At 70.2% G+C, this 12244-nt stretch carries 9 protein-coding genes; 6 read left to right on the plus strand and 3 right to left on the minus strand.

Translation table 11 applies throughout. From position 1 onward, the window contains the following. Positions 1 to 245 (plus strand): PilZ domain-containing protein (locus VP06_RS30900; protein ID WP_048467654.1); only part of this gene is annotated, 245 nt, incomplete at its 5' end. Between the two features lie 202 nt (positions 246 to 447). On the opposite strand, the gene VP06_RS30905 is transcribed toward VP06_RS30900, so the two are convergent. Next, positions 448 to 2160: a class I adenylate-forming enzyme family protein gene (locus VP06_RS30905; RefSeq protein ID WP_048467655.1), complete on the minus strand. Its 1713-nt coding sequence runs from the start codon at positions 2158 to 2160 to the stop codon at positions 448 to 450. A 53-nt stretch (positions 2161 to 2213) separates the two neighbouring features. Continuing rightward, positions 2214 to 2987: an SDR family NAD(P)-dependent oxidoreductase gene (locus tag VP06_RS30910; RefSeq protein WP_048467656.1), complete on the minus strand. Its 774-nt coding sequence runs from the start codon at positions 2985 to 2987 to the stop codon at positions 2214 to 2216. A gap of 261 nt (positions 2988 to 3248) precedes the next feature. Here VP06_RS30910 and VP06_RS30915 point away from each other — a divergent pair, with 261 nt between their 5' ends. The 5 genes from VP06_RS30915 to tkt all read left to right on the plus strand — a co-directional run bounded on the left by VP06_RS30915 (position 3249) and on the right by tkt (position 11343). Further along, on the plus strand, positions 3249 to 4451 hold the full coding sequence (locus tag VP06_RS30915) for an acetyl-CoA C-acyltransferase (protein WP_048467657.1): 1203 nt from the start codon (positions 3249 to 3251) through the stop codon (positions 4449 to 4451). A 77-nt stretch (positions 4452 to 4528) separates the two neighbouring features. Beyond that, on the plus strand, positions 4529 to 6679 hold the full coding sequence (locus VP06_RS30920) for a 3-hydroxyacyl-CoA dehydrogenase NAD-binding domain-containing protein (protein ID WP_082167723.1): 2151 nt from the start codon (positions 4529 to 4531) through the stop codon (positions 6677 to 6679). Between the two features lie 94 nt (positions 6680 to 6773). Continuing rightward, positions 6774 to 7982, plus strand: coding sequence for a pimeloyl-CoA dehydrogenase large subunit (gene pimC, locus VP06_RS30925; RefSeq protein ID WP_048467658.1), 1209 nt, complete (start codon positions 6774 to 6776; stop codon positions 7980 to 7982). Between the two features lie 116 nt (positions 7983 to 8098). Further along, positions 8099 to 9247 (plus strand): acyl-CoA dehydrogenase family protein, encoded by a 1149-nt coding sequence (locus tag VP06_RS30930; protein WP_048467659.1) that lies wholly within the window; start codon positions 8099 to 8101, stop codon positions 9245 to 9247. A gap of 119 nt (positions 9248 to 9366) precedes the next feature. Next, positions 9367 to 11343 carry a transketolase gene (gene tkt, locus VP06_RS30935; RefSeq protein WP_048467660.1) on the plus strand — a complete coding sequence of 659 codons (1977 nt, stop codon included), beginning with the start codon at positions 9367 to 9369 and terminating at the stop codon, positions 11341 to 11343. A gap of 60 nt (positions 11344 to 11403) precedes the next feature. Here the strand turns inward: tkt and VP06_RS30940 are convergent. Further along, on the minus strand, positions 11404 to 12244 hold an 841-nt coding region (locus VP06_RS30940; protein WP_048467661.1), incomplete at its 5' end, for a dihydrodipicolinate synthase family protein.

The following is a 12244-nucleotide window of genomic DNA, read 5'->3' on the forward strand; positions in this document are numbered from 1 at the left end:
GGCGCCGGCGCCTGATCCAGCAGGGCCGGATCGTGCTGGGTCCCGATCACTCGGTCGCCTGTCTGATCGCGGACGTTTCGGCCGGGGGCGCGCGGCTGCGCGTGCCGGCCCGGATCGCCCTGCCGGAGACCTTTCCCCTCGTCATCGCCGCCCAGGACCTGCGCACCGTCACGGTGCGCCTGCGCTGGCGCAGGGGGGATTTCGCCGGGGTGACGTTCGAGGGGGCGGGATTCTACGTCGGATGAGGGGGACCGCCGTGTCGGCATCTCCCGATCGTGCCGAGATCGTTCGGGGGCTGACTGGTCACGTCACGCCCTCCGGACCGCCCGCCGCGCTGGCCCGGGCGCGAACCGCCTTCCCTGTCCAAGCCGGCGGCTCCGGCGTCCGGGCTCCTGCCTGCGGCAAGTCCCGGAACGGCGCGGAGCATCGTCGGGCTCCGGCCGATCCTCAGAACAGCGTCTTCAGCGCGCTCTTCAGGATCTTGCCGTTCGGGTTGCGCGGCAGGATCTCGTCATGGAGCAGCACGCGCACCGGCACCTTGAAGGCGGCGAGCCGGGCCGCCACGAAGGCGCGAAGCTCCGCCTCGGTCGCGTCGGCGCCGCGGGCGATGGCCACCACCGCGCCGGGCTCCTCGCCGAGCGTCGGATGCGGGATGCCGACCACGGCGGCATCCACCACGGCCGGGTGCTCGTAGAGGACGCTCTCGACCTCGCCGCAATAGATGTTCTCGCCGCCACGGATCAGCATGTCCTTGGCCCGGTCGACGATGGTGACGAAGCCCTCCTCGTCGATCCGCGCCAGGTCGCCGGTGCGCAGCCAGCCCTCGCGCAGCACCTCGGCATCGGCGTCGGGCCGGTTCCAGTAGCCCGCCACCACGTTCGGGCCCTTGACCCACAATTCGCCGACCTCGCCGGGGGGAAGGGTGCGGCCCTCGGGGTCCACGGCCCGCGCCTCGCAGACCGGCAGCGGTGGGCCGCAGCTGTCGGGGCGGTGGACGTAATCCTCGCCCTGGTGGTGGGTGAAGGTGCCGGAGGTCTCGGTCATGCCCCAGCCGGTGGCGGGTTGCGCCGTCGGGAAGGCGGCGCGCAGGCGCCGGACCAGCTCGGCGGGCGCCGGAGCGCCGCCATAGCTGATCGTTTCCAGGGAGGACAGGTCGTGGGTGCCGGCCGCCCTCCCGTCGAGGAGCTGGAACGCGATCGTCGGCACGCCGCCGGCGCTGGTGCAGCGCTCGCGCTCGATCAGGGCCATGGCGCGGGCAAGGTCCCAGCGCCGCATCATCACCAGGCGCCCGCCGCGGTAGAGGTTCGGCACCAGGGTGGCGAAGCAGCCGGTGACGTGGAAGAGCGGGATCGACAGCAGCGCGACCCTCTGGGGCGCGGCCGGGTCGGGCACCGGCACCGGCTCGCCCCGGCGCAGGAAGGCGCGCGCCGCCGAGTAGGGATGGGCCATGACCCCGCTCGCCCCGGCCCGGTGGGTGCCGATCGCCCCCTTGGAGCGGCCGGTGGTGCCGGAGGTGTAGAACAGGGTGGCGATGTCGTCCGCGCCGAGAGCGAGGTCGGGCAGGGTGCCCTCCGGCAGCCCGGCCCAGTCCGGGACGGCGCCGATCACGTCGGTCAGGCTCTCGGCGCCGGGGGCGGCGGGTGCCCGGGCGACCAGCACGCGCGTGAGGGACGGAGAGGCGGCCCGGCGCTCGGCGATGCGGTCCCAGCGTTCCCCGTCGACGATGGCGACGGATGCGCCGGAATCGGCGAAGCCGTGGTCGAGTTCCGGGCCCGTCCACCAGGCATTGAGCGGGGTCGCGACCGCGCCGGCCAGGATCGCGGCGAAGAACGCCACCGGCCATTCCGGCAGGTTGCGCATGGCGATCGCCACCCGGTCGCCGGGCTTGACCCCGCCGCGGATCAGGTCGTCCGCCAGCGCCAGGGTGGCCCGGGCGAACGCCTCGAAACTCGCCCGCTCGTCCTCGTAGACCAGGAAGGTCTTCCCGCCATGCGCCCGCCCGGCGACGAAGACGTCCCGCAGGGTGAGGGGGGCGTTGGCCCAGATCCGGGTCGGCACGCCGCGGATCGGGACCTCGGCGACGGCGAAGGGGGATCCGGGCGCGGTCAGCCGGGCATTCGCCTCGGCGAGGGAGAGGGCGGGCCAGGACGGCGCGGTCATCGGCGGGCTCGTGATGCGTGGGCTCTCGGGCGGCGGCAGGACGGACAGGGCGGTCAGGTGATGGTCTGGCCGCCGTCGATCACGATGCTCTGGCCGGTCATGAAGGCGCCGGCCGGGCTCGCCAGGAACACCGCGGCGCCCGCGATCTCGTCGGGCTGGCCGATGCGGGCGAGCGGCGTGCGCGCCGTGTAGGCGGCCCGCGACGTCGGGTCCTCCCACAGGGCACGGGCGAAGTCGGTCTGGATCAGGCCCGGGGCGATGCAGTTGACCCGGACGTTGTGCGGCCCCAGCTCGACCGCGAGGTTGCGGGCGAGCTGGAAGTCGGCCGCCTTCGAGACGTTGTAGGCGCCGATCACCCCCGACCCCTTGAGCCCCCCGACCGAGGAGACCAGGATGATCGACCCGTCCTTGCGGGCGATCATGCCGGGCGCGCAGAACCCGATCAGCCAGTGGCTGGCGATGACGTTGTTGTCGAGGATCTTGCGGAACTGGTCGTCCGAGATGCCGCTCATCGGGCCGTAATAGGGATTCGAGGCGGCGTTGCAGACCACGATGTCGATGCGGCCGAACCGGTCCTCGGTGCCCTTCGCCAGTCGCTCCAGGTCGGATTTCGACGAGATGCTGGCCGGGATGACCACCGCCCGCTCCTCGCCGTGGCGGGCCTTGATCGCCGCGGCCACCGGGGCGCAGGCTTCGGCCTTGCGCGAGGAGATCACCACGGTCGCGCCGTGCTCGGCGAGGCGCTCGGCGATGGCCCGGCCGATGCCGCGGGACGAGCCGGTGACGATGGCGACGCGGCCGGTGAGGGCGAAGAGCGGCGTCTGCATGAGGCGTTCTCCCGAGGGGCCCTTGGCAAGTCGGCCTTGCGCCGAAACGGGCCTTGATTTTGCGCGGAGCTTAGCCCCGTATGACGATTAAGCAAGCCGCCTTTTCGAAAACGCGGCCGTGGGACGGGCCATCCGCGGGATTTATCTCTCGTTTGAGCCCGGGTTTCGGGGCCCTTGCGGCACCATACCCAATCCCCGATAATGAGGCCAAGCCCCGCGCCGCCGAAGAGCGGCGGACGGGATCACCGGAGGAACCCGAAGATGCGGGAAGCCGTCATCGTCGCCACCGCGCGCACCCCCATCGGCAAGGCTTATCGGGGCGCGTTCAACGACACGCAGGGACAGGCGCTCGGCGGCCACGCCATCGCGCACGCGGTGAAGCGCGCCGGCATCGACCCGGCCGAGATCGGCGACGTCGTGATGGGCGCGGCCCTCCAGCAGGGCTCGACCGGCGGCAACATCGCCCGCCAGGCGGCGCTCCGTGCCGGCTTGCCCGAGACGGTGGCGGGCATGAGCCTCGACCGGCAATGCGCCTCGGGCCTGATGGCGATCGCGACGGCCGCCAAGGAGATCATCACCGACGGGCTCGACATCGCGGTCGGCGGCGGCCTCGAATCGATCTCGCTCGTGCAGAACGACAAGGTGAACCGTTTCCGCGGCCAGGATCCGTGGCTCGTCGAGCATGTGCCGGCGATCTACATGACGATGATCGAGACCGCCGAGACCGTCGCGGCGCGCTACGGGATCAGCCGCGAGGCCCAGGACGCCTACGCCCTGCAATCGCAGCAGCGCACCGCCAAGGCGCAGGCCGAGAACCGCTTCGCCGACGAGATCGTGCCGATGGCGGCCCGCATGGCCGTGGTCGACAAGGCGACCGGCGCGGTCTCGCACAAGGACGTGACGCTGTCGCAGGACGAGGGCAACCGGCCCCAGACCCGGCTGGAGGATCTCCAGGGTCTCAAGCCCGTGTTCAAGGACGGCCTGCGGATCACGGAAGGCCAGTTCATCACCGCCGGCAATGCCAGCCAGCTCTCTGATGGGGCGGCAGCGGTCGTGCTGATGGAGGCTCGCGAGGCGGAGCGCCGCGGTCTGCACCCGCTCGGTGCCTATCGCGGCATGGCGGTGGCCGGCTGCAACCCCGACGAGATGGGGATCGGCCCGGTCTTCGCGGTGCCGAAGCTCCTCAAGCAGCATGGCCTAAAGGTCGAGGATATCGACCTGTGGGAGCTGAACGAAGCTTTCGCCAGTCAGGTGCTGTATTGCCGCGACACGCTCGGCATCCCGGACGAGCGCCTGAACGTCAACGGAGGGGCGATCTCGATCGGACATCCTTACGGCATGTCGGGCGCCCGCATGACCGGGCACATCCTGCTGGAAGGCCGCCGCCGCGGCGCCAAGTACGGCGTCGTGACGATGTGCGTCGGCGGCGGCATGGGTGCCGCGGGCCTGTTCGAGATCTACTGAACCTGCCACAGTTCCGGCTCGTGACGGCGCCCGCCAAGAGGCGCCCGGAGGAGACCGGCAGAGGGACTTTTGGGGATATGGCGCAAGATTCCAACGCCCAAGTGACGCAGACTAATGCGACGCAGACTAACGCGACGCAGACTAACGCGACGCAGGCCAGCGACACCGTCGTCTCGACCGCCCGCGAGGGCGCGGTCGCGGTGCTGACGCTGCAATCCGGCCCGGTCAACGCGCTCGGCTCGGCGCTCCGCCAGGGCATCCTGGCGGCGGTCGAGGCGGCGGAGGCCGATCCCGCCATCACGGCGATCGTGCTGATCGGCGGCGGCCGGATGTTCTCGGCCGGGGCCGACATCACCGAGTTCGGCAAGCCGCAGACCGGCATCGGCCTGCCCGACCTGCTCAACCGGATCGAGGCGGCCTCGAAACCCGTGGTTGCGGCGATCCACGGCAACGCGCTGGGCGGCGGGCTCGAGACCGCGCTCGCCTGCCATTACCGGGTGGCGGTGCCCTCGGCCAAGGTCGGCCTGCCGGAGGTGAAGCTCGGCATCCTGCCGGGCGCCGGTGGCACCCAGCGCCTGCCGCGGGTGGTCGGGCCCCGCAAGGCCCTCGAAGTGATCGTCGGCGGCTCGCCGATCGGCGCCAAGGCCGCCGCCGCGATGGGGCTGATCGACGAGCTGGCGCCGGAGGACGGTCTTCGCGCCCATGCCGTCGCCTTCGCCGAGCGGGTGGTGGCGGAGGGCCGGCCCCTCCTGAAGATCCGCGACCGCGACGACAAGATCGCCGAGGGGCGCGAGAATCCGGGCCTGTTCGCGGCTTTTCGCGATGAGAATGCCCGCAAGACCCGCGGCTTCGAGGCGCCGGAAGCCTGCATCGCCTGCATTGAGGCCGCATGCCGGCTGCCCTTCGACGAGGGATTGGCCTTCGAGCGGGCGGAGTTCCAGACGCTCGTCTCCGGCACCCAGTCGGCGGCGCAGCGCTACGTGTTCTTCGCCGAGCGCCAGACCGCCAAGATCCCGGACGTGCCGGACGACACGCCCGCCCGCCCGATCGCCCGCGTCGGCGTCATCGGCGCCGGCACGATGGGCGGCGGCATCTCGATGAACTTTTTGAACGCCGGCATCCCGGTGACGATCGTCGAGACGAAGCGCGAGGCCCTGGATCGCGGCCTCAAGACCATCCGCACCAATTACGAGAACACCGCCAAGAAGGGCCGGCTGAAGCCGGAGGACGTCGAGACCCGGATGGGCCTCCTCACCGACACCCTGGAGATCGAGGCGCTCGCCGAGTGCGACCTCATCATCGAGGCGGTGTTCGAGGATATGGGGATCAAGAAGGAGATCTTCTCGAAGCTCGACACCCTTGCGAAGCCCGGCGCGATCCTCGCCTCCAACACCTCCTATCTCGACATCGACGCCATCGCTGCGATGACCAGCCGCCCGGCCGACGTGATCGGCATGCACTTCTTCTCGCCGGCCAACGTCATGCGCCTGCTGGAAGTCGTGCGCGGCGAGAGGACCGCCAAGGACGTCATCGCCACCGCGATGCAGATCGGCCGCAAGATCGGCAAGATCTCGGTCCTCGTCGGCGTCTGCCACGGCTTCGTCGGCAACCGCATGCTGGCCCAGCGCCAGCGCGAGGCGAACCGGCTGATCCTGGAAGGCGTCACCCCCTGGGACGTCGATCGGGTGATCTATGAGTTCGGTCTGCCGATGGGCCCGTTCACCATGAGCGACCTGGCCGGCCTCGACATCGGCTGGAGCCGGGAGACCAACAGGTCCGAGAGCGTCCGCGATCTCTTGTGCGAGCAGGATCGCCGCGGCCAGAAGACCGGCGCCGGCTTCTACGACTACGACGCCAAGCGCAAGGCGACGCCCTCGACGGTCACCGAGGAGATCATCGCGACGGTCGCCGAGCGCCAGGGCGTGACGCGGCGGGACGCCACCGACCAGGAGATCCTGGAACGCTGCCTTTACCCGATGGTCAACGAGGGCGCGAAGATCCTCGAAGAGGGCAAGGCCATCCGGGCCTCCGACATCGATATCGTGTGGATCAACGGCTATGGCTGGCCGGTCTATCGCGGCGGCCCGATGTTCTGGGCCGACACGATCGGGTTGCCGAAGGTGCTGGAGCGCCTGCGCGCCTATCAGGCCGAATATGGCGACGACTTCGCGCCGTCGGCTTTGCTGGAGCGGCTGGCGGTGGAAGGCAAGGGCTTCAAGGACCTGTAGCGAGGCCGCCGCTTTCAACCCTTCCCCCCGCAGGGGGGAAGGGTTGGGCGTCGAGCCGACGCATTCAAGACAATAAACGATCCAGGAGGCACCCATGGACCTTCGCTTCACCCCCGAGGAGCGCGCCTTCCGCCAGGAAGTCCGCACCTTCTTCCAAGAGAACCTGCCCGAAGCGATCCGCCAGAAGATGATCGACGGCCGTCATCCGTCGAAGGACGACATCGTCACCTGGCAGAAGATCCTGAACAAGAAGGGCTGGGCCGTGCCGAACTGGCCCGTCGAGTGGGGCGGCACCGGCTGGGATCCGGTCCGCCAGTACATCTTCCTCGACGAACTCCAGAGCTTCCCGGCCCCGTCGCCGCTGCAATTCGGCGTCTACATGGTCGGGCCGGTGATCGCGCAGTTCGGCAACGAGGCGCAGAAGACGCGCTTCCTGCCCCGTATTGCCAATCTCGACGATTGGTGGTGCCAGGGCTTCTCCGAGCCGGGCTCCGGCTCCGATCTCGCCTCGCTCAAGACCAAGGCGGTGCGCGAGGGCGACCACTACATCGTCAACGGCCAGAAAACCTGGACGACGCTGGGCCAATATGCCGACTGGATCTTCTGCCTGGTCCGCACCGACGCGACCGTGAAGAAGCAGGAGGGCATCAGCTTCCTGCTCATCGATATGACGACGCCGGGCATCACCGTGCGGCCGATCCAGACCATCGACGGCGGGCACGAGGTCAACGAGGTCTTCTTCGACGACGTGAAGGTGCCGGTCGAGAACCTGGTCGGCCAGGAGAACAAGGGCTGGGACTACGCCAAGTTCCTGCTCGGCAACGAGCGCACCAACATCGCCCGGGTCGGCGTCTCGAAGCAGCGCATCCGGCGTCTGAAGGAGCTGGCGGCGCTGGAGCGGGTCGGCGACACCCCGATTCTGGAGAATCCGCGCTTCCGCGAGAAACTGGCGGCCCTCGAGATCGAGCTGAAGGCGCTGGAGATGACCCAGCTTCGCGTCGTCGCTGCCGAGCGCACCCGCGAGAAGGGCAAGCCTGATCCGGCCTCCTCGATCCTCAAGATCAAGGGCTCGGAGATCCAGCAGGCGACGACCGAACTCTTGCTCGAAGTCGTCGGCCCCTATGCCCTGCCTTACGTGCCGGAGGACGAGGGCGACGAACACCTGAGCAACGAGCCCCCGGTCGGCCCCGACTGGGCCGGCCCCGCCGCGCCGACCTACTTCAACTGGCGCAAGATCTCGATCTATGGCGGCTCGAACGAGATCCAGAAGAACATCATCGCGAAGGCGATCCTGGGGCTCTGAGCCTCACCTCTCGCCCTCATCCTTCGAGGCTGTTCATGACAGCTCGGGATGAGGGCGCGGGCGGGATGAATCGAACAAAGCCGCGTTTCGAGACCGGCGAAAACGGAAACGACCCGATGGATTTCGATCTGAGCGAGGAGCAGCGTCTCCTCAAGGACAGCGTCGAGCGGCTCCTCGCCGACCGCTACGATTTCGAAACCCGCAAGCGCTTCGGCCGCGAGTCCGACGGCTTCTCGACGGCGATGTGGGCGGCTTACGCCGAGCAGGGCCTGCTCGCGGTGCCGTTCGCCGAGGAGGATGGCGGGATCGGCGGCGGGCCGGTCGAGACCATGATCGTCATGGAGGCGTTCGGCGGCGCGCTGGCATTGGAGCCCTATCTGGCGACCGTGGTGCTCGCCGGCGGCGTGCTGCGGCACGCGGCAAGCCCGGAGCAGCGCGCCGAATGGCTGCCCGGCCTCATCGCCGGCGAGACCCGGTATGCCTTCGCGCACAGTGAGCGCCAGGCCCGCTATGATCTCCACGATGTCGGGGGCACCGCGCGCCGCGACGGCGACGCCTGGGTGCTGGAAGGCGAAAAGTCCCTGGTCCTGCACGGCGACAGCGCCGACCGGCTGATCGTCTCGGCCCGGACCGCCGGCTCGCGCCGCGACCGCGACGGCATCGGCCTGTTCCTGGTCGAGGCCAATGCCGAGGGCGTGTCGCGCCGCGGCTACCCGACCCAGGATGGGATGCGGGCGGCCGAAATCTCGCTGTCCTCCGTGCGGGTCGGGCCGGAGGCCGTGATCGGCGCTTCCGCGGGCGCGCTCCCGGTGATCGAGCGGGTCACCGACGAGGCGATCGCGGCGCTCTGCGCCGAGGCGGTCGGCGCGATGGACCGGATGCACCGTCTGACCGTCGAGTACCTGAAGACCCGCAAGCAGTTCGGCGTGACGATCGGCTCGTTCCAGGTGCTCCAGCACCGCGCCGCCGACATGTTCATCGCCCTGGAACAGGCCCGCTCGATGGCCTTCCTCGCCACCATGATGGCGGCCGAGGATGATGCGGACGAGCGCGCCCGGGCCATTGCCGGCGCCAAGGTGCAGATCGGCCGATCCGGCCGCATCGTCGGCCAGGGCGCGGTGCAACTCCATGGCGGCGTCGGCGTCACCATGGAATACAGCGTCGGCCACTACTTCAAGCGGGTCACGATGATCGACCAGCTCTTCGGCGATGCCGACCACCATCTCGGCCGGGTCGCCCGGATGGGCGGGCTGATCGCCGCCTGAGTGCGGCATGAATCCCGCTCATCTGCGAGCGGAAAAAACTCGTTTGAGTTCCGCCCCGGGGGGCGGTTGGGTGATCCCGCCTCAAGAGCACCCGACAATCCCCCGGGAGGGACCCTCCAATGACCGGCACCGAGCCGCGCGCGCTCGCGGATGCGATCCGCTTCCTGTCCATCGACGCCATTGAGCGGGTGGGCGAGGGGCATCCGGGCACGCCGCTGGGCGCCGCCGACACGGTGACGGCGCTCTTCACCCGCCATCTCAAGTTCCTGGCCCGCGAGCCGCTGTGGTTCGACCGCGACCGCTTCGTGGAATCGAACGGCCATGGCTCGATGCTGCTCTATTCGCTGCTCCACCTCACCGGGTACGAGGGTATCGGGCTCAACGACATCAAGCGCTTCCGCGAACTCGGCTCGCCCTGCGAGGGCCACCCGGAATACGCCCCCTCCCACGGCATCGAGACCACCACCGGGCCGCTCGGCCAGGGCATCGCCAACGCCGCCGGCATGGCGCTGGCCGAAGCCTATCTGAACCGCTGGCTCGGGCCCGACCTCATCGACCACCGCACCTACGCGCTGGTCGGCGACGGCTGCCTCCAGGAGGGCGTCGGCCAGGAAGTGATCTCGCTCGCCGGCCACCTGCGGCTCGGCAAGCTGACGTTCCTCTGGGACGACAACCAGATGACCGATGACGGCGCGATCGACCTCGCGCTGAGCGACGACATGGCGGCGCGCTTCCGCCTCAGCCACTGGCACGTCCAGGAGGTCGACGGCCACGACATCGAGGCGGTCTCGGCGGCCCTGCTGCTGGCGAAGGCCGATCCGCGCCCCTCGATGATCCGCTGCACCACGGTGATCGGCCGCGGCCTGCCCGGCGTCGAGGGCACGCGGGCGGCCCATTCCGCCCGCATCCCGGCATCCTTGAGCGACGCCGCCCGCAAGGCCCTGAACTGGCCGCATCCGGCCTTCGAGATCCCGGACGAGATCCGCGCCGCCTGGCGCGCGGCCGGCGAGCGCAACGCCCCGGCCTTCGAGTCCTGGACGCGCCGCGTCGCGAGCCTGCCGCCGGAGCGCCGCCGCCTGCTCGACCGCCTGCGCGAGGGCAAGCTGCCGGAAGGCTGGGAGGCCCCCTTGCGCGCCTTCCGCGACGAGGCCGCCCGGTCGGGCAAGGCGCAATCCGGCATCGCCCTGTCGGGCGAGCTGGTCGACCGCCTCGCCGAGGCGATTCCCGAGATGCTGTCCGGCGCGCCGGATCTGGAAGGCGCGACCCAGCACAAGCGCAGCCTGAAAGCCTTCACGGCCGAGGACCAGAGCGGGCGCTACGTCCATTACGGCATCCGCGAGCATGCCATGGGGGCGATGATGAACGGCATGGCCGCCCATGGCGGCGTCGTGCCGGTCGGCGTCACCTACCTGGTCTTCTCCGACTACCTGCGCCCGGTCTTGCGGCTTGCCGCCATGATGGGGCTGCCGGTGCCGTTCGTGTTCAGCCACGATTCGGTCGGCATCGGCCGCAACGGGCCGACCCACCAGCCGGTCGAGTACCTGGCCTCGCTGCGGGCCATCCCCAACATGCTGGTCCTTCGTCCGGCCGATGCCGTCGAGGCGGCGGAATGCTGGGAGATCGCGCTCGACACCCGCACTGGCCCGTCGTCGCTGATCTTCGCCCGCCAAGCCCTGCCGGCGGTGCGGCGCGAGGCGGGCTCCGAGAACCGCTCGGCCCGGGGCGCCTACGTGCTGGAGGAGGCGACGGGTCCCCGCCGCGTCACGCTGCTCGCCACCGGCTCGGAAGTGGCGCTCGCCGTCGAGGCGCGCCGCAGGCTGGAACAGGAGGGTATCCCGACGGCGGTCGTCTCGATGCCGTCCTGGGAGCTGTTCGAGCGCCAGGACGCCGCCTACCGCCGCGAGGTCCTGGGCCCGGGCACCGTCCGGGTCGGGGTCGAGGCGGCGGTGCGCCTCGGCTGGGACCGCTATCTCGGCGAGGAGGGCGGCTTCGTCGGCATGAGCGGCTTCGGCGCCTCGGGTGCCGAGGCCGATCTCGCCCGGCATTTCGGCCTCACCCCGGAGCGGGTGGTGGAGGAGGTGAGGGCGCGGCTGTAGCGCACCGCGTCCCGCCCTTCCGGGATCCTTGCTCGCGGATCCCGTGAGGGCGGAGCCCGGTCACCGCCCCCAGCGCAACACCGCCGCATCCAGGCTGCGGGCGATCTCGATCAACCCGGCCCGGGTCGCCGGGTGCGGCAGTTCGAGTGGCGCCCGCACCGCATCCGAGCGGATGATGCCGCCTTCCTTCATCAGGATCTTGGCGGCGGCGAGCCCGGTCTGGCGGTTCTCGTAATTGATGAGCGGCAGCCAGCGGCCATAGGCCGCCACCGCCTCGTCACGCCGGCCGGCGAGGTAGGGATCGATGATCTGGCGGATGCCGTCCGGATAGCCGCCGCCGGTCATCGCGCCGGTGGCGCCGGCATCGAGGTCGGCGAGCAGCGTGATCGCCTCCTCGCCGTCCCACGGGCCCTCGATCGCGTCGCCGCCGAGTTCGAGCAGCGTGCGGAGCTTCGCCGCCGCCTGCGCCGTCTCGATCTTGAAGTAGGAGACGTTCGCGATCTCCCGGGCGAGCCGCGCCAGGAAGGCGGCCGAGAGCGTGGTGCCGGAGACCGGCGCATCCTGGATCATGATCGGGATCGAGATCGCGTCGGAGACCTGGGCGAAGAACCGCGCGATGCCGGCCTCGGTCACCCGGATCGTCGCCCCGTGATAGGGCGGCATGATCATCACCATGGCGGCGCCCAGGGCTTCAGCCCGGCGCGAGCGCTCGGCGCAGATATGGGTGGCGAAGTGGGTGGTGGTGACGATCACCGGCACCCGGCCGGCGACGTGCTCCAGCACGGCCGTCATCACCTCCTCGCGCTCGGCATCGGTGAGGACGAATTGCTCGGAGAAGTTGGCGAGGATGCACAGACCATGCGAGCCGGCCTCGATCATGAAGTCGATCGCCCGGCGCTGC

Origin of the sequence: Methylobacterium aquaticum, assembly GCF_001043915.1 — a bacterium.
Taxonomy (GTDB): domain Bacteria; phylum Pseudomonadota; class Alphaproteobacteria; order Rhizobiales; family Beijerinckiaceae; genus Methylobacterium; species Methylobacterium aquaticum.

Bases quoted from the DNA above. Each gene is read 5' to 3' on its own strand.
- VP06_RS30905 (WP_048467655.1), bottom strand. From the start codon at position 2,160: ATGACCGCGCCGTCCTGGCCCGCCCTCTCCCTCGCCGAGGCGAATGCC.
- VP06_RS30910 (WP_048467656.1), bottom strand. From the start codon at position 2,987: ATGCAGACGCCGCTCTTCGCCCTCACCGGCCGCGTCGCCATCGTCACC.
- VP06_RS30915 (WP_048467657.1), top strand. From the start codon at position 3,249: ATGCGGGAAGCCGTCATCGTCGCCACCGCGCGCACCCCCATCGGCAAG.
- VP06_RS30920 (WP_082167723.1), top strand. From the start codon at position 4,529: ATGGCGCAAGATTCCAACGCCCAAGTGACGCAGACTAATGCGACGCAG.
- pimC (WP_048467658.1), top strand. From the start codon at position 6,774: ATGGACCTTCGCTTCACCCCCGAGGAGCGCGCCTTCCGCCAGGAAGTC.
- VP06_RS30930 (WP_048467659.1), top strand. From the start codon at position 8,099: ATGGATTTCGATCTGAGCGAGGAGCAGCGTCTCCTCAAGGACAGCGTC.
- tkt (WP_048467660.1), top strand. From the start codon at position 9,367: ATGACCGGCACCGAGCCGCGCGCGCTCGCGGATGCGATCCGCTTCCTG.